The 16455-nt window shown below is 44.7% G+C and carries 21 protein-coding genes; 19 read left to right on the top strand and 2 right to left on the bottom strand.

The annotated features are described in order from the left end of the window. Positions 1-82: 82 nt before the first annotated feature. Complete coding sequence (locus tag FS818_RS10585; RefSeq protein WP_145331765.1) at positions 83-676, top strand: type II CAAX endopeptidase family protein; 594 nt, start codon at positions 83-85, stop codon at positions 674-676. 46 nt (positions 677-722) lie between these two features. On the opposite strand, the gene FS818_RS10580 is transcribed toward FS818_RS10585, so the two are convergent. Next, entirely contained in the window at positions 723-971 is a 249-nt protein-coding gene (locus FS818_RS10580; RefSeq protein ID WP_145331764.1) for a hypothetical protein, read from the bottom strand. Positions 972-1205: 234 nt separating this feature from the next. On the opposite strand from FS818_RS10580, the gene FS818_RS10575 reads away from it, so the two are divergent. Beyond that, positions 1206-1943: a metallophosphoesterase gene (locus FS818_RS10575; protein ID WP_222128813.1), complete on the top strand. Its 738-nt coding sequence runs from the start codon at positions 1206-1208 to the stop codon at positions 1941-1943. 68 nt (positions 1944-2011) lie between these two features. Here FS818_RS10575 and FS818_RS10570 read toward each other — a convergent pair whose 3' ends face one another. Beyond that, positions 2012-2635: a polysaccharide deacetylase family protein gene (locus FS818_RS10570; protein WP_313960464.1), complete on the bottom strand. Its 624-nt coding sequence runs from the start codon at positions 2633-2635 to the stop codon at positions 2012-2014. Between the two features lie 382 nt (positions 2636-3017). On the opposite strand from FS818_RS10570, the gene FS818_RS10565 reads away from it, so the two are divergent. The 17 genes from FS818_RS10565 (at position 3018) to FS818_RS10485 (ending at position 16379) form a co-directional block, all read left to right on the top strand. Beyond that, positions 3018-3368: a hypothetical protein gene (locus FS818_RS10565; protein ID WP_145331761.1), complete on the top strand. Its 351-nt coding sequence runs from the start codon at positions 3018-3020 to the stop codon at positions 3366-3368. A gap of 188 nt (positions 3369-3556) precedes the next feature. Further along, on the top strand, positions 3557-4171 hold the full coding sequence (locus tag FS818_RS10560) for a genetic competence negative regulator (RefSeq protein ID WP_145331760.1): 615 nt from the start codon (positions 3557-3559) through the stop codon (positions 4169-4171). A gap of 42 nt (positions 4172-4213) precedes the next feature. After that, the gene (gene prsW / locus FS818_RS10555) at positions 4214-4900 is read left to right on the top strand and encodes a glutamic-type intramembrane protease PrsW (protein WP_145331759.1); all 687 of its coding nucleotides are present in this window, start codon (positions 4214-4216) and stop codon (positions 4898-4900) included. Between the two features lie 456 nt (positions 4901-5356). After that, complete coding sequence (gene ypeB, locus FS818_RS10550) at positions 5357-6703, top strand: germination protein YpeB (protein WP_145331758.1); 1347 nt, start codon at positions 5357-5359, stop codon at positions 6701-6703. Between the two features lie 147 nt (positions 6704-6850). Beyond that, the gene (locus FS818_RS10545) at positions 6851-7504 is read left to right on the top strand and encodes a flagellar brake protein (protein WP_145331757.1); all 654 of its coding nucleotides are present in this window, start codon (positions 6851-6853) and stop codon (positions 7502-7504) included. A 63-nt stretch (positions 7505-7567) separates the two neighbouring features. Further along, positions 7568-7792: a hypothetical protein gene (locus FS818_RS10540; protein ID WP_145331756.1), complete on the top strand. Its 225-nt coding sequence runs from the start codon at positions 7568-7570 to the stop codon at positions 7790-7792. 103 nt (positions 7793-7895) lie between these two features. Beyond that, a complete protein-coding gene (gene cmk, locus FS818_RS10535; RefSeq protein ID WP_145331755.1) occupies positions 7896-8600 on the top strand; it encodes a (d)CMP kinase in 705 nt (234 codons plus the stop codon). Then, positions 8597-9184 (top strand): lysophospholipid acyltransferase family protein, encoded by a 588-nt coding sequence (locus tag FS818_RS10530; RefSeq protein ID WP_145331754.1) that lies wholly within the window; start codon positions 8597-8599, stop codon positions 9182-9184. Before cmk ends, FS818_RS10530 begins: the two co-directional genes overlap by 4 nt. A 136-nt stretch (positions 9185-9320) precedes the next feature. Further along, entirely contained in the window at positions 9321-10535 is a 1215-nt protein-coding gene (gene rpsA, locus FS818_RS10525; RefSeq protein ID WP_145331753.1) for a 30S ribosomal protein S1, read from the top strand. A 194-nt stretch (positions 10536-10729) separates the two neighbouring features. Beyond that, complete coding sequence (gene der / locus FS818_RS10520) at positions 10730-12052, top strand: ribosome biogenesis GTPase Der (protein ID WP_145331752.1); 1323 nt, start codon at positions 10730-10732, stop codon at positions 12050-12052. An 11-nt stretch (positions 12053-12063) separates the two neighbouring features. Beyond that, positions 12064-12687, top strand: a complete 624-nt coding sequence (plsY, locus tag FS818_RS10515; protein WP_145331751.1) for a glycerol-3-phosphate 1-O-acyltransferase PlsY — start codon at positions 12064-12066, stop codon at positions 12685-12687. Then, positions 12680-13720, top strand: coding sequence for an NAD(P)H-dependent glycerol-3-phosphate dehydrogenase (locus FS818_RS10510; protein ID WP_145331750.1), 1041 nt, complete (start codon positions 12680-12682; stop codon positions 13718-13720). Before plsY ends, FS818_RS10510 begins: the two co-directional genes overlap by 8 nt. 114 nt (positions 13721-13834) lie before the next feature. Then, positions 13835-14110: a stage VI sporulation protein F gene (locus FS818_RS10505; RefSeq protein WP_111271427.1), complete on the top strand. Its 276-nt coding sequence runs from the start codon at positions 13835-13837 to the stop codon at positions 14108-14110. Between the two features lie 170 nt (positions 14111-14280). After that, positions 14281-14460 (top strand): DUF2768 family protein, encoded by a 180-nt coding sequence (locus FS818_RS10500; protein ID WP_145331749.1) that lies wholly within the window; start codon positions 14281-14283, stop codon positions 14458-14460. Positions 14461-14545: 85 nt separating this feature from the next. Further along, positions 14546-15181 (top strand): hypothetical protein, encoded by a 636-nt coding sequence (locus tag FS818_RS10495; RefSeq protein ID WP_145331748.1) that lies wholly within the window; start codon positions 14546-14548, stop codon positions 15179-15181. Continuing rightward, positions 15181-15534, top strand: a complete 354-nt coding sequence (locus FS818_RS10490; RefSeq protein ID WP_145331747.1) for a 2Fe-2S iron-sulfur cluster-binding protein — start codon at positions 15181-15183, stop codon at positions 15532-15534. Before FS818_RS10495 ends, FS818_RS10490 begins: the two co-directional genes overlap by 1 nt. Before the next feature lie 35 nt (positions 15535-15569). Next, complete coding sequence (locus tag FS818_RS10485) at positions 15570-16379, top strand: hypothetical protein (protein ID WP_260989825.1); 810 nt, start codon at positions 15570-15572, stop codon at positions 16377-16379. The last annotated feature ends 76 nt before the right edge of the window (positions 16380-16455 follow it).

The raw sequence follows: 16455 nt of genomic DNA, 5'->3' as shown, positions 1-16455 counted from the left end.
GGTTTTTTGGCTATCATTTAGTATACTATCGGATTGGTCAATGAAATTTTTATCAAATAACTTAAGAGGACAGACGCATGCAATGAAAAAAAAGAAATTTCCGAAGTTTAAAATTCAGAAGGCCGAGCCGCAGCAATTAACAGAACGTCTGCTCTTGATCAACCTTTACTTTACCCAAGGGCTAACTTTAATCGTAGGGATCGTATGGATTTTGTTGCAGAAAAGAAATCTATTCGAAGTTCTGGCCTTGCCTGATCATCTTCAGTTTTTATGGTGGGGTCTTGGGCTCGCTGCGATTATGCTAGTCATGGATTTGGTACTGTCCTATGTCATACCTCAGGAAAGTATGGATGATGGTGGCATTAACGAGCTGTTGTTTCGCGGACGTCCAATCTGGCATATTGTATGTATAGCAGCCTTGGTGGCTGTATGTGAGGAGTTGCTTTTCCGCGGCGCAATTCAACACGCAATTGGTCCATACTGGACAAGTATCTTATTTGCAGTTATTCATATTCGTTATCTGCGCCACTGGATTCCTACAGGATGGGTGTTTGTGTCGAGCTATGGATTGGGCTATATTTATTTGCAATCAGGCACATTATGGGCACCGATTCTGTGTCATTTTATCATTGACCTAGTATCTGGATTAGCGATACGTTTTCGGAGGGGATCATGAGTCAGCCATTAAGCAGGGTGAAAACATATGGCAGCCAACGTCAGCGTCACTCGGACAATAAAGAGAAAACCGGGCGAAACTCGGCTTCACAGACAAGTTTCGTTGCTGAAACGGCAGTTGCTGCCGAAACAGTGGGGCTTCCACCAATTACTTCAATTTCTTTACCAAGATCACAACGTGGGTCGAGTGCATCCGCACTGGAAAGTCCGGTATTACCGGAACGAGCGCCTAGTCGCTCCAAGAAAACGGCAAACCAGAAGGAAAGCACAGTTACCGAAGCGGGTTCTTTACCCACTCGAACTGAACTTCATCCTTCACGACGTTTGAGATTGAGCAAAAGATTTGTCAATTCACTTATTTTTATTTTCATAATGTTAACCGTTGGTCTGGTATGGTGGGGGATTAAGGGAGCTCCTCCTTTAAACACCTTCCTCCCATTACCGTGGTAATATTAGTCAGTTTATCCTTTCTCACATTAGTGGTAGCTTTATTACTTCTTTTGCATATGTGGCGAGAGGCTCATACAACTGTGATTACAGAGGACGAAGTCGAACTTGTGCATCTACCAGCCTCTTTCAACGGAGCGAGGATTATTTTTTTATCAGATACCCATGCACGATTGTTGAAAACAAAAGAAGTCGAGCAGTTGAAGGGGAAAGCCGATTGGGTACTCGTCGGGGGCGATATAGCTGAAGAGGGAATATCCTGGTCGATTGTCAGACAAAATATGAGGCTTTTGTCGAGTTTGGCTCCAACATATACCGTTTATGGAAATCATGACAAAAAAGCAGGCGTGACTCATTTATCTAGACTTTTGGATGATTCGAGCGTGCAGCTCCTTCAAGATCAGGATGTATACTTGAAAAAAGGAACAGAGCATGTCCGGTTGGTCGGATTAGATTATAGTTCAAAGCAGGCAGAGAAATTGTTGCGAAATACGAAGGATGGCTGCTCCACAATCGTATTAGTTCACGATCCCTTGGAAGTATTGCGGTTAGACTTCGATGTAGATCTGATACTTAGTGGACATACCCATGGAGGTCAAATCGTTGTTCCGTTGTTAGGACCTGTATTACTGAGTAAGGCTTACCGGGCTTTAAAGAGCGGCTGGTTTTCCTTGAAACGTAGCAATGAAGATACTCGTTCAGGAAAATTGCTTGTAAGCCGGGGATTTGGTACAAACCATCTTCCCTTCAGGTTAGGTTGTCCCGCAGAGATACATCTCATCACTTTACGTGTTCCTGCAACAAACAGCCCTGATCAATAAGATCAGGGCTGTTTGCCCAACATTACATTTTTCTCGCAGTGGTGCAGTAGCCCTAGCATTGACATCTATTATCGGGACTGCAATTCGATCGCGCGTGGATCAACAAAGGAATAACCCTTCTTCTCAAGCAATGTTAACAACTCGTCCAGAGCATCGACCGTCCAAGGTAATTCATGCATCAGAATATTACTTCCAGGGTGGAGCTGATCCAGGACATTCTGGATCACTTTGTCTGGTCTGTTTTTAGTGCTCTTATCCCAGTCCAGTGACCCGTTTGACCATGTCATATACAGCATTCCCTCTTCTTTGACGGCATCTTTTAATGCTTCATTCCCGGAGCCAAAAGGGGGTCTGAAAAACTGAGGTTTTTCCCCGATGATGTCTTTCACAATCTGTTGAACGTCAGTGACCTGTTTTTTGGCTTCTGAACTTGACATTTTCTGCAAATCTTCATGATCCCAAGCGTGGTTACCGATGATCTGATCCCGGTCATGGATCATTTTCAACAACTTCGGTTGACGTTTGACACGGTTTCCATTTACAAAAAATATGGCTTTTGCATGATGTTTATCCAAAGTATCCATAAGTGAATTAATCATCTTTTCATCCTTTGGCCCATCGTCAAAGGTTAACAAGACCACTTTAGCAGGGGTGGATTCATCATTAGGTTTGATAACATAACTCGAATTCATATGATACGTCTTCTTAATGGGCACTTCACTTGAAGTTGTGTCAGTGGATGGGACTTCTGGCTTTTTGCCAGTTGTATCTATGTCTGTTTCAGAATGAATTACTGAATCTGTGTTCTTATTTTCAATCTGGGGTTCGGTGCGCGGGGTTGCTTCTTTTGTTTTCTCTGAAAGAATGACAGCAGTATCGTCTTTAGTATCCTTTGCATCAGATGCAGATTGATTTTGAGCACTGCATGCAGATAGTAAAATGCTGGTTATGAGCAGCAGCGAGGTGGCGTGTTTTAACATTTTCTCAGCTCACTTTCCTGTATTTATGCGGAATGAGATTGTCTTCTACAGCAAACACTAATGTTGATTTTAACACTTAAAGGAGGTTGGTGTAATGAAGGCGTCATCCTTTTTCTGGGGTATAGTCGTTGGTGTTGCAGCCAGTTCTTGGTTGGCTAAAGGCAGAATGCCCATGTTGTCTTCAGGTTCATCTCGAAACATGGTTGATCAGGCCAAACATAAAATGATGGAAATGACTTTCCCAGGCATGGATAGCTTCAGTACCAAATCGGATCATCATGGAGAACCGCACAAGTCGGCAACAAAAACCAGCAGAGTGATCTCACCAAAAGAAAAAGAAGAAAACATGAATATGCTTAAAGATTTTATTCGGACGAACCCGGATGTTAAACACGAAGTTGAGCAGATTTTAAGTCAAACAAATACAACCGTACCGGGTTTGTAACCCGTAGCATCCATTAAGAATCATCCACAGTCTTGATTTGATGTGGATTGATTCTTTTTTTTGTTGATTTTACTGCGTGCATTTATAGGTATAAAATGATAACATAACTACATAGATTTATTTTCAGCACATATTGTTTTGTGCTTCATAATCTGTTATAAGACTTGCTTATAAAGGGGAGATCCTGTATGAAAATAGAACGACTAAGTCACGATAAGATACGGATTTTCCTGACCTTTGACGATCTGAGCGAGCGCGGAATACAAAAAGAAGATATGTGGCAGGAATTACCGAAGGTACATGAACTGTTCACTGAAATGATGGACCAGGCTTATTCTGAACTTGGCTTTGATGCTACAGGTCCGCTGGCTGTTGAAGTATTCGCACTTCCCGCTCAAGGGATGGTTGTCATCGTTACTCGTGGAAAATATGATCCGCAACAATATGGTTCAGGTCATGAAGATGATCTTCCTGAAGAAGTATATGAAATGGAAGTTACACTGGAGCAAAGTGACTCCATCGTATACGCGTTTAAGGATTTTGAGGTGCTGATTGAAGCTGCCCATATGTTACGTCAACATGTTACGGATGCGGGGAAACTGTATTCTTATAAAAATAAATGGTTCTTACATTTTGAACCGGATGACGTAGACAGCACCAAACACTCCGCATTGATTGCTTTGCTGGCTGAATTTGGAGAAGGTTCTTCGGTCACTCCAGCTGTTATGGAGGAGTATGGAAAGGTCGTTATTCCTGAACAAGCGATTGATGTCATCTGCACACACTTCAAACGTCAGGATTAAACATCGTTATCATCGCGTCACTATTCAGGGGAGGGAATTTCGGTGCTTTTGTTTTCGCTTCTAGCTGCAGCAGTTGCTCCGGGTCTCGCCTTGTTAACATACTTTTATCTTAAAGACCGGTATGATTATGAACCCCTTCACATGGTTCTGAGAGTATTTCTCATGGGTATTCTGATCGTTCTGCCCGTGATGATTATTCAGCGAGGCATGATGTTGTGGCTTGGAGATAGCCCCCTTCTCGAATCCATTCTAATCTCGGGCGGGGTCGAGGAGTTTGTTAAATGGTTTGTGATCTACCACATTATCTATAATCACACCGAATTTGACGAGCCATATGACGGAATCTTATATTCCGTTGCTGTATCATTGGGCTTCGCTACAGTGGAAAATGTGCTGTACGCATTTGCAGGCAATGCCTCCGTGTCAGGTATGTTTCTAAGGGCCCTTCTGCCTGTATCAGGTCATGCGATGTTTGCCGTTATTATGGGATATTACATGGGCAAAGCCAAATTCATTGATGATACGAAGAAGAAACGGTGGTATCTTAGTCTGTCTCTGATTCTTCCGTTTTTCTGGCACGCATTGTATGATGTCATTATGAATATGATGGTGAATCACTGGTTGTGGTTCATCGCGCCTCTGATGGCGGGTCTGTGGTATGGAGCAATAGGCAAGATTACACGGGCTAACAACCGTTCTCCTTTTCGTTTCGTGAAACGAGAGGGATGAGATTAAATTATAAAAATACGGACACACTGGTGGACATAAAGCGTTTAAAACGCAGACCCTGGTGTGTCTTTTTTGTGTTCTAGAAAACAAGGGTACGACGATATGAAACGGGGATATAAAATGACAAGAATCAAGATTAAAATTAGATGCAAACAATGTGGTGAGCGTTTTACTTTAAGAGGAAAAAAAGAACGGGGGCGGATTGATACTGGGTTCAAGCAGTGTCTTTGTGATAACAAGGATCAATTTGACATTGAGGAAGAGGGCATGGCGACGAGCTATATGTTGCACTAATCGGCCGATATGCTCAATTAAAATGATTTCTTAAAGCCATACAAAAAAAGATTGAGTTTCATCCGTTAAAGGCAAATTTCGTTCCGGCTGGAAATCGCATGCATAAGAGGACTTTCTTCGATCCACAATAAAGGCAGTGATTAGAAGAAAGGAGAATCTACCGTGTATAAACGATTAAGTTCAGTCATGTTTCCGATATTTGCAGTACTCCTGATCGGCGCGCTTGTGTGGGGTTATCAGGAGAATCAGGAGAAGAATGCGATACTGATCAAGGCGGAAAATCAATATCAGCGTGCATTTCACGATCTCTCATTCCATATGGATAAATTACATTCGGAGATTGGGAACACGCTTGCTGTACATTCAAGTTCACAGGGGATGCATCGCAAAGGTTTGATGAATGTGTGGAGGCTCACTAGCGAAGCCCAGAATGAAATCAATCAACTGCCGCTCGGCATGCTTCCCTTCAATGAGACCGAGGAGTTCCTCTCGCGTATCTCGAAATTTGCCTATCAGGCATCCATGCGTGACCTGACAAATGAGCCGCTGAGTCAGAAGGAAATGGGCAATTTAAAGACGCTGTATCAAAATTCTTCGGAGATTAAAAATAGTCTGAAGGAAGTGCAACAGAAAGTATTAACTGATCGTTTGCGCTGGATGGACGCTGAAACCGTTATGGCAACTCAGGAGCAGACAAACGATAATTCCATCGTGGACGGTTTCCGGACTGTAAATAAAAAGGTAAAAGATTACCCGGAGCTGGATTGGGGCCCTTCCGTCTCCAGTATGTTTACCAAACGCTCTGTGAAGAAGCTCGGCGGAATGCCTGTTTCCAAAGAGCAGATCCAGGAGAAGGCCGCCAAATTCTCGAATGTGGAGAGCGGCAAGATTCAAGTTCAAGAGAACGGCAAAGGGACGGATTGGGAATCGTATACCGCCACCATCGAGCATGCCAGAAACGGGAAGCTGATGATGGATTTCACACGCAACGGTGGTAAGCTTATCTCGTATAGTGATACGAGAACGGTTGGAACTAAAAAAGTGTCCCGTCAAGAGGCAATGGAACAAGCGGATCAGTTTCTTGCCAATAAAGGATATAAGGATATGAAAGCTGTCAACTACGATGAGTTCGGGAATCTGGCGAACCTCACGTATGTGCGTAAGCAAGGGGATACATTGATTTATCCAGAAAAAATGTCTGTACGTGTAGGTCTGGATACGGGGGAAGTCACCGGCTTTCAGGCAAGCGACTATGTTTATGAGCATAACGACAAACGACAGATTCCAAAAGCAAAGCTCACAGCCAATCAGGCACGCCAAAAACTGAATTCAGATTTCAAAGAAAATTATGTTCGCAAATCGTTGATAGAGAATGAATACAGCAAAGAAGTGCTTTGTTATGAATTCGGGGGACGAATCAACGGTTCGCGTTACCGGATCTACATTAATGCCGATACGGGAATGGAAGAAGCGGTTGAGGAGATTAAGCCGGTGAATGCAACCTCCTAGAAATGTTTGGAAGAATATGTATTCTCGAAAGTGATTATGCAAAACAGACCATTGCAATGGTCTGTTTTTTCTTGTTCCAAGTGAGAAAGGTCATGGTATAATAATCCTTGCAGATCAAAGATAAATACATAAGTGGCGGTGAATCGATTGTTTCCTAAAATAAATGAAGTGTTGTATATCCAGATCGCATCGGCTGACGAAAAAGAGGAACATAAAGAATACAAATCGCGTATCGCAGATACCGATGATGACAGTTTTTTAATTGAAGTTCCGATGCAACAGGGGAACAGTCGTTTGAAAAGACTCTTTTTCGGAGAAGAATTGTCCATATCGTATATGAACGAGAGTGGAGTCCGCCATTATTTTAATACTTACGTGACAGGGTTTGAGGAAGATGTCGTTCGTCTGGTTCGCATTCGAAAACCGCTTCCCGATGAGATTTCCAAAATTCAGCGACGTAGCTTTCTTCGCGTTCACGCTAGTCTTGAATTGGCGATTCAATGTGAAGACCTTACACGTTCAGTCGTGCTGACTGAAGACATCGGAGGTGGTGGACTGTCCATATACATCGAGCCTGATGTCAAAGTGCAGGAAGAACAAAAGCTGAAATGCTGGTTATTGGTTCCTTATCGCAATGGGTCAATTGACCATGTTCAATTCGAAGCCGAGGTAGTGCGCATTAAAAAGCTGGAATCGGGCCGTGAGCTAGGTATGCTAAAATTTTCACAGATTACGGATTCAGAACGCCAGAAGGTCATTAAATTTTGTTTTGAACGGCAACTGGATTATCGTATGAAGTAGATGTGTGCATGCATAAAACAGTACTGTACGGGGCAATGTAAGGCAAAAACGGAGAATGTGGCTATGAACAAACGCTCTGATGCACGGAGAATCGAACACATTTATTGTATGATGTCAAAACGGTTGGAACGGAGAGCGCTGCTATTCATTGGCGTGCTCCTGGTTCTCGTTATCCTCTATCAGTTGTTACTGCTTAACCCCGATTTGAAGAAAATAATGACAACGATTGACAGGCTAGAAGGTACCCCGGTTCATATGCAGATTAACAGCAAAGACCGGATTGGCTGATTTGTCTGTTTTTGCATCCATGTGTAGAGTGTGGTATAATTTTCACGATGCAGGCAATGCCTGTTTTTTTATTGAGGTTTATCGTTTGAGGAGGAATGCCCCGTTGGCTAGCCAGAACACATCAGAAGACGGGAAGATGAACGTTGCAATTGACGGACCTGCTGGTGCCGGAAAAAGCACGGTGGCCCGCTTGGTTGCAGAGGAACTCGGATACATTTACGTTGATACAGGCGCTATGTACCGTGCAGTATCCTTGCACATGCTTCGGAAAGATATTTCTCCGGAAGATATGACTCAGGTACTTCAGGAAGCTCAAGATTTGGTTATTGATTTACAACCGGATCGGGGTGGACAGAAAGTGTTCTGTAATGGCGAGGATGTTACCTCGGAAATCCGCTCCCGTGAAGTAACGGGAATCGTGTCTCGATATGCGCAAATCGAGGGGCTGCGTACACAATTAGTGGATACTCAGCGGCAAATGGCTTTGCGCAAGGGCGTCGTCATGGATGGGCGCGATATCGGAACGACTGTATTGCCCGATGCGGAAGTGAAAATTTTTATGACTGCCAGTGTGCAGGAGCGCGCACTTCGCCGCTTCAAAGAACTGGAACCATCCGATGGGCTGACGTTGGAGCAACTAGAACGAGACATTGCAACCCGTGATAAACTGGATGAGAACCGGGAAGTTTCCCCGCTGCGGTGTGCAGAGGACGCGATTGTCCTGGACACAACGAAGATGAATATCCATGAAGTGGTTGACAAAATCGTATCTTATTGCACAATGGTCAGAGGAGAGAGCAGTCTATGATTTACACATTTTGCAAGACTGTACTGCGGATCATGTATACCATTCTTTTTCGCCTGGAGGCAGTTGGACGGGAAAATATCCCGAAAGACGGCGGTGTACTTTTATGCTCCAATCATATCAGTAACTTTGATCCGCCAACCGTTGGCATCAAAATTCGCCGTCAAGTGAGATTTATGGCTAAAAGCGAACTGTTTGATGTTCCGGTGCTAGGGCCGATTATCAAGGCTGTCGGTGCCTTCCCTGTAAAGCGAGGAGGCGTCAGCAAAGAATCCATCAAAACCTCACTCAATATTTTGCGTGGTGGTGAAGTGCTTGGCATTTTCCCAGCGGGAAGCCGTCACAATGATGGTGGAATTGGTAAAAAAGGAGCAGCGAGTTTTGCTCTTCGCAGCGGTGCCACTGTAATCCCTACTGCTATTATCGGCAACTACAAGCTTTTTCATAAGATGAAAGTAGTATATGGCGCACCGGTCAATTTGGACGAGTTCAAGGAAGATACTTCCGGAGATGCTTTGGAAAGAGCTACCGAGAAAATCATGTCCAAAATTAACGAAATGGTGAAAACAGGCGAGCCTAGTAAATAAGGCAGGTCTACTGTGAGTGCATGTTTCCATATTTTTGAGGAATGCTATGTGAAGTGCATTTGCATGAAAGTGTTTTGAACTCTGCCAAGGCAGGTTTGAATATAATGGGGTTTTTGAATTGAGGAGGGTATTTGACATGTCGGAAGAAATGAAAAATCAAGAAGCAACCCAAGATGAGTTGGATCAATTCGTTTCCTTGAAAAAAGGAGATACTGTAAAAGGAACCATCGTCAAATTGGAAGATAACCAAGCTTATGTAAGCATTGGATATAAATATGACGGTGTTATTCCAGTTCGTGAACTGTCTTCGCTTCACGTAGACAGCGCGTCTGAAGCAGTAGAAGTTGGACAAGAAGTTGAAGCTAAGGTTCTTAGCATCGACGACGAGAAAGAAAAACTCGTTCTGTCCAAACGTGCGATCGACAGTGAGAACGCTTGGGAGCAACTGCAAAAGCATTTTGAAGACCAAGACGTGTTCGAAGTTGTTGTAGGTGACGTGGTTAAAGGCGGTTTGGTTGCAGACGTGGGCGTTCGTGGATTTATCCCGGCTTCCATGGTTGAGCGTCATTTCGTTGAAGACTTCAGCGACTACAAAGGCCGCACACTGCGCGTTAAAGTGAAAGAGATCGATCGTGAGAACAACAAAGTGATCCTTTCCCAAAAAGACGTTCTGGAGCAAGAATTCGAAGCAAACAAAGTTCAAGTAATGGCTGGTTTGCAAGAAGGTCAAGTCATCGAAGGTACAGTTCAACGCTTGACTCAATTCGGTGCTTTCGTTGATGTAGGCGGAGTTGACGGTTTGGTACACGTATCCGAGCTGGCTTGGACTCACGTTGAAAAACCATCCGATGTATTGTCCGAAGGCGACAAAGTAAATGTTAAAGTGCTGAAAGTTGATCCTGAAAAAGGTAAAATCAGCCTGAGCATGAAAGCTGTTCAACCAGGTCCTTGGGAAACAGCTGGCGACAAATTCAACACAGGTGATATCGTAACAGGTGTTGTAAAACGTCTGGTTGATTTCGGTGCATTTGTTGAAATCGCTCCTGGTGTTGAGGGTCTTGTGCATATTTCACAAATTTCCCACAAACACATCGGCACTCCACATGAAGTGCTGAAAGAAGGTCAAGAAGTTCAAGTGAAAATCTTGGACATGAACCCTGCTGAACAACGTGTAAGCTTGAGCATCAAAGAAACAGAAGAAGCTCCTGCTCAACCACAAAAATCAGAGCGTCCAGCAAGAAACAACGCTCCGCGTGAAGAAATCAACAACCCGAACGTTTCCTTGAACAATCAAGGTATGAGCACTACGCTCGGCGAACTGTTTGGTGACAAACTCAGCAAATTCAAATAAGTTATAGATGCATGGTTCTAAGTTATATACTGCATATTTTGCTGAACAATAAAAGCAAGATCGGCGAGCCCCAGCGGGTTCGCCGATTGTTGTTATTGCGAGAATATCGTTTCGATTCGTTACGAAACGTTAGCCAAGCCATAGCTTTTTTGCTATGATGAGTAACGTAAGTATGGACAGGAGGAGTGGAATGTATGGCAAGACCAGTTGTGGCAATTGTCGGCCGACCAAACGTGGGTAAATCCACCATTTTCAATCGGATTATCGGCGACAGACTGGCCATTGTGGAAGATAAGCCGGGCATTACCCGTGACCGGATTTATGGAATCGGTGAATGGAACGGAAAAGCATTTAGTATTATTGATACAGGCGGTATCGAAATTGACGGCGAAGACGTCATTATGAAATCCATTCGCATGCAGGCGGAGCTTGCGATTGAAGAAGCAGATGTAATCGTATTTATGTGTGATGCCAAGGCGGGCATTACGCAATCCGACGAAGAAGTTGCTGAGATGCTTTATCGCTCAGGGAAACCGATCGTGGTAGCCGTAAACAAAGTAGATAACATTGGGCGCAGTGAGCTGATTTATGAGTTTTATGGCTTCGGTTTTGGTGATCCGATCGGGGTATCCGGCAGTCACGGTACGGGAATTGGTGACTTGCTTGATGCGATTGTGGAGAAATTGCCTGAACTTGAGGAAGAGACATACGACGAGGATGTGATTCGTGTAGCTCTGATCGGCCGACCTAATGTGGGTAAATCTTCACTTGTGAATGCCATCCTCGGTGAGGAACGTGTTATTGTGAGTGATGTAGCCGGTACAACACGTGATGCGATTGACACTCCTTTTGAAAAAGACGGGCAACGTTACGTGCTGATTGATACGGCGGGTATGCGGAAGCGCGGTAAAGTATATGAAACGACGGAGAAGTACAGCGTAATGCGTGCGATGCGTGCCATTGAGCGTGCGGACGTTGTTCTGATTGTTATTAACGGTCAAGAAGGCATTATCGAGCAGGACAAGCACATAGCCGGTTATGCGTATGAAGCGGGTAAATCTTCATTGTTCGTGGTAAACAAATGGGATGTTGTGGAGAAAACGGATAAAACGATGAAGGAATTCGAGACGAAGATTCGGGATCATTTCCTCTTTATGACCTACGCTCCGGTTGTCTTTTTGTCCGCACTGACAAAACAACGCTTACAAAAATTGTTGCCAGTGGTACAGCGTGTAGCAGAACAGCATTCTTTGCGTGTTCAGACACATCTGCTTAATGATGTGGTATCGGATGCTGTAGCAATTAATCCACCGCCAACCGATAAAGGGCGAAGAATGAGAATTAACTATGTGACTCAGGTTGCGGTCAAACCGCCCACCATGGTTATTTTTGTGAACGACCCTGAATTGATGCACTTCTCGTATGAGCGTTACCTGGAGAATAAAATCCGTGCAGCGTTTGATTTTGAAGGCACACCAATTCGCATATTTACTCGGAGGAAGTCCGACGAAGGTTAGGGGAGAAGTTTGTGATTTTATCCATCGCAGCGATTGTACTGAGCTACCTGCTTGGTTCGATCAGTTTTAGTGTTCTTCTTGCAAAAGCAATACGGGGGATTGATATACGTCAACACGGAAGCGGTAATGCCGGGGCGACGAATACGTTGCGTATTCTGGGTAAAGGGCCGGCTATCGCAGTTCTGCTACTTGATGTAATCAAAGGTATTGCTGCAGTATGGATTGGCATATGGTTAAGTAACGGGTCTCCATGGATTGCTGCATTCAGCGGTATAGCTGCCATCGCAGGTCATAACTGGCCACTTTATTTCAATTTTCGCGGAGGTAAAGGTATCGCTACTGCGATTGGAGTGTTGGTAAGCTTAGCCTTTCTTCCTGCGCTCTATGCGGGAATCATCGCCATTCTGTCCATCGTTCTGACACGTTACGTTTCGCTCGGCTCTTTAATTTTTGTAGCACTGACTCCTGTTTTCATCTTGATCCTGCCTGGGTATTCGATGAGTATTTTCTGGGGCAGTCTGATTATTTGTCTGTTTGCATTCTGGAGACATCGTACGAACATTGCGAAGCTCGCCAAAGGACAGGAAAATAAATTGGGATCAAAGAACCCTGGAGGGGGGGAACGCGTTGTCTAAAAAAGTTGCCGTACTGGTCGCAGGCAGTTGGGGAACTGCCTTGGCCAGTGTCCTCGCCGCGAACGAACTGGATGTGGTAATGTGGACACGTAGCGAAGAACAAGCAACGGAGATTAATACCCAGCACACGAATACACGTTATCTACCGGGTACAGAGCTGTCTCCTCGTATTCGCGCAACCAGCGATATGGAAGCTGCGGTTGCAGATGCGGCAGCTGTGTTAATTGTGGCGCCTTCGTCTGCGATGCGTGCGGTTACGCATCAGTTTAAACCTTTCTATACACCCGATATGCTGATTATTCATGCAACGAAGGGCTTTGAAACGGAAAGTCTGAAACGGATGTCTACCGTGATCTCTGAAGAGCTTGAATGTGAAGAAGGACAGATTGTTGTATTGTCTGGTCCAAGTCATGCTGAGGAAGTGGTGAAGCGCTGTCCAACCACCGTGGTTGTGGCTTCATTGGATAAAACATCTGCGGAGGCAGTTCAGGGATTGTTTATGAATGCCTATTTTCGTGTGTATACCAACCGGGATATGCTCGGAGTTGAATTAGCGGGGGCTTTCAAAAATATCATCGCGCTCGGTGCAGGCATGTCGGATGGTCTGCAGTTTGGAGATAATGCCAAGGCGGCGTTGTTAACCCGTGGACTTGCCGAGATTACTCGAATCGGAGTTGAGATGGGAGCTAATCCATTAACGTTTTCCGGACTAGCGGGAATCGGTGACCTGGTTGTCACAGCTACAAGTCAGCACAGTCGGAACTGGAGAGCCGGGTCCATGCTTGGACAAGGACAGAAGCTGGAAGATGTGCTTCAATCCATGGGCATGGTGGTCGAAGGTATTCGAACGACTCAGGCAGCCTATTTTATATCCCAAAAATACGGTGTTCAGATGCCAATTGCGGATCAATTGTACCATGTGTTATTTCAGAATCGGCAGCCACGTGATGCCGTTGAAGCTTTGATGGGACGTGATCCGAAGACGGAGATGGAAGTGATGAAGCTGGAAACTTGGGAGCAATGGCATTCCTGAGTTGATCGTTTAAATATCGTTTCAATGGCCTAGTTTAAAATGCTGCAGCGTAATCACCTTTTCCCAGGCACGCTCATACTATACACATGAGTATTGCCGGAGGAGGGGAGACGAATGGGTAACAACATTTCGAAAGAAGCGCTGAAAGCCATCAACAAAAAGACGGGCAAAACGATCACTGAAGGAGCTGTCAAAAAGCTGGCAAGCACAGTGAAACCAACGACGATGCAGAATGAGGCTCAGCTGCGCCAGTTGATTAAACAAGTATCCGCCATGGCGAAAATACCGGTATCTGAGGATACGGTTCAGGATATTGTGAGTGCAGTCAAGAAGAGTGGGCTGAATCCAAGCAATATGGAATCGTTAATGAAGATGATGATGAAAAAATAATAGTTCGTTGCCTGCTCACACAGGAATCGAGCATTACGAAAGCAAGCCAGCAGAAGCTGGCTTGCTTTTTTGTCTTTTTATAGGAAAAATACGTTCGATTTCATGTTATAATAATTGCAATTGTCACAATTTCGTGATGAATATCGGATTGAAGGGGAGACTGCTGGTTTATGAGCGCAATGGACAAGATGTGGCTATCATTAGTTGCCATTCTCATTATGGGATTATCAGTATTTTTGATTACATTTGCTCGTGCCAAGACAAAAGGATTTGTGCGGGGGATTCTTTCGATCTTAGCATTTTTAATTATGCTCATCGGATTTTTTGGTGGAATCGCTTCTCTAACTTAGATTTCCTCAAGGGAGAGAGAACATCCGCATAAGCGCATCATAAGAACGGACACAATGAAAAGACGGATGGGAGGAGTGTGTAGCTATGGAACCGCATGAGACGGAGGATTGGACTGCGCGATATCCGGAATTACACAAAGCTTTGCTGGATACGGCAAAAGCCTGGGATCGCCAGCCTCATACCTGGTTACTGGGAGGCAGTTGCGGTTTACTGCTTCAAGGGGTGGAGTTGCAGCAAGCACCAAGAGATATTGATGTGTATGCTGATATCGCTGATGCCAAAAAGCTACATATCTGTGCTCCAGGGGACAAGATGGACGAGCCTGCAATAGACAAGACGGGGCCTTATGCTTCCCTTCTGAGTCATTACCAAGTGGGTGCATGTTCACTGGAATTGGTAGGCGGATTTGAAGTCTGGGCGCGTGAAAGTTGGTATCGCATCCAGATCGAATATGTGCTAGCTCTTTATGCTCCTGAAGCTCAGGTGGATGCATACCGATTGCGACTAATGCCGCTTGCGCATGAATTGCTTTTCAACCTGCTTCGCGGACGTGAAGACCGCTATGTACCCATTGCAGCGCGAATTCGTCAAGAACCTGAGACTCACCGACCTGCGATGATTGCATTAAGTCAACGTAACATATGGGGATCTCGTTTCAGATCAGAAGTGGAAGAACTGGTCGGGTTTTCTTGGTCGGATCAAGCTGGGGAGGAACGATGATGCAAGAGATGGTTACTTTTTTACCGATGAATAAATCCATCAAAGTGCAACCTGGCACAACCCTTTTACAAGCTGCGCGTCGGGCTGGCGTTCGAATATCAACCCGGTGCGATGGCAAAGCGGCATGTCTGATGTGCAAAGTTAACGTGGCGCCGGAGGAGCGGCATGCATTGCTTTCACCTACGGATGCGGAGAGACGGAAGCTCGGACTAATGCTTGAAGATGGAACGAGACTCTCGTGTCAGGCGAAAGTATGCGGACAACTGAGCGTGCAGGTTCCGGAAGATCCGCTGAAAGCCGCCATAAGGAAACAGCTTGAGCGTCAGCAGCAAGATGATGATTGGTTCGCATAATACCAAGAAGAGAAATAGAGTTTAGGAGGGTGCGAATGAATAAAAAGAAGAATAAAACCGCGGATGGAAGACATCCTTTGGGTTTGTTACAGCAGATGAAGTGTCTGTCTTTGCTTCTTCTGCTCATGCTTACAATGAGTGGTTGCTTGTATCCTTCTCAGAGTAATTCTGATCCCAAAACAGCTTATCGCGAAAGTGTAAACCGTATTCAGAGTGCGATTGAAGCGTTTCAAAAGGACGAGGGTATACTGCCAATTCTGAACGCTGACGCGGATACGCCGAAGTATGAAAAGTTTAGAGTAGACCTACCTAAACTGAAGCAGCTTGGTTATCTTGATGATATACCTGGAACGGCCTTTGAGAGTGGTGGTAGCGCTTACTTTTTGATACAAAATGAGGAAGTGAAACCGACAGTGAAAGTGATGGATCTGGAGACGGTGCAGAAAGTAAATGATGTGCAACGCATGGTGAACCAGTACAAATCTGTACATAACCAACAATTGCCCGCGGGTGAAGAGTTGTACCCTGGCTTCCATGCGGTGGACATGAATTTGGCTGCACAGGCAGGATCTCCTTCAATTACGCTAAAAAGTGTATATTCGGGTCAGGAACTACCTTTTATATTGGATGAACAGGGTACGGTGTATGTGGACTATGCTTTTGATATCATGCAGGCTTTGGAAAAAACAGATGGTTCATCCGGTGATGAGGATGCTGTATCTGATGGCCCGGATTTACGTAATCATTTGCTGACACACTCCTATTTCGTACCTGTAAAATCTGTTCCATATACGCTGGAGAATAACACACCTGTCGCACAGATCGTTCAAAACCAAAGTAAGTAAGTGAAGAACAGACATACTATGAAGTAATGTACAATTTCAAGGCTCTATAGACTCCGAAAGAGATATACCGCGTTCC

This window comes from Paenibacillus xylanexedens, assembly GCF_007680605.1.
Classification (GTDB): domain Bacteria; phylum Bacillota; class Bacilli; order Paenibacillales; family Paenibacillaceae; genus Paenibacillus; species Paenibacillus xylanexedens_B.
This window is presented reverse-complemented; position numbering and strand designations above follow the sequence as displayed.

Excerpts from the sequence above, each read along its gene's own strand:
- FS818_RS10585 (WP_145331765.1), top strand. The coding sequence starts at position 83 with ATGAAAAAAAAGAAATTTCCGAAGTTTAAAATTCAGAAGGCCGAGCCG.
- FS818_RS10570 (WP_313960464.1), bottom strand. The coding sequence starts at position 2,635 with ATGAATTCGAGTTATGTTATCAAACCTAATGATGAATCCACCCCTGCT.
- FS818_RS10565 (WP_145331761.1), top strand. The coding sequence starts at position 3,018 with ATGAAGGCGTCATCCTTTTTCTGGGGTATAGTCGTTGGTGTTGCAGCC.
- FS818_RS10560 (WP_145331760.1), top strand. The coding sequence starts at position 3,557 with ATGAAAATAGAACGACTAAGTCACGATAAGATACGGATTTTCCTGACC.
- FS818_RS10540 (WP_145331756.1), top strand. The coding sequence starts at position 7,568 with ATGAACAAACGCTCTGATGCACGGAGAATCGAACACATTTATTGTATG.
- FS818_RS10530 (WP_145331754.1), top strand. The coding sequence starts at position 8,597 with ATGATTTACACATTTTGCAAGACTGTACTGCGGATCATGTATACCATT.
- rpsA (WP_145331753.1), top strand. The coding sequence starts at position 9,321 with ATGTCGGAAGAAATGAAAAATCAAGAAGCAACCCAAGATGAGTTGGAT.
- der (WP_145331752.1), top strand. The coding sequence starts at position 10,730 with ATGGCAAGACCAGTTGTGGCAATTGTCGGCCGACCAAACGTGGGTAAA.
- FS818_RS10505 (WP_111271427.1), top strand. The coding sequence starts at position 13,835 with ATGGGTAACAACATTTCGAAAGAAGCGCTGAAAGCCATCAACAAAAAG.
- FS818_RS10500 (WP_145331749.1), top strand. The coding sequence starts at position 14,281 with ATGAGCGCAATGGACAAGATGTGGCTATCATTAGTTGCCATTCTCATT.
- FS818_RS10495 (WP_145331748.1), top strand. The coding sequence starts at position 14,546 with ATGGAACCGCATGAGACGGAGGATTGGACTGCGCGATATCCGGAATTA.
- FS818_RS10490 (WP_145331747.1), top strand. The coding sequence starts at position 15,181 with ATGCAAGAGATGGTTACTTTTTTACCGATGAATAAATCCATCAAAGTG.
- FS818_RS10485 (WP_260989825.1), top strand. The coding sequence starts at position 15,570 with ATGAATAAAAAGAAGAATAAAACCGCGGATGGAAGACATCCTTTGGGT.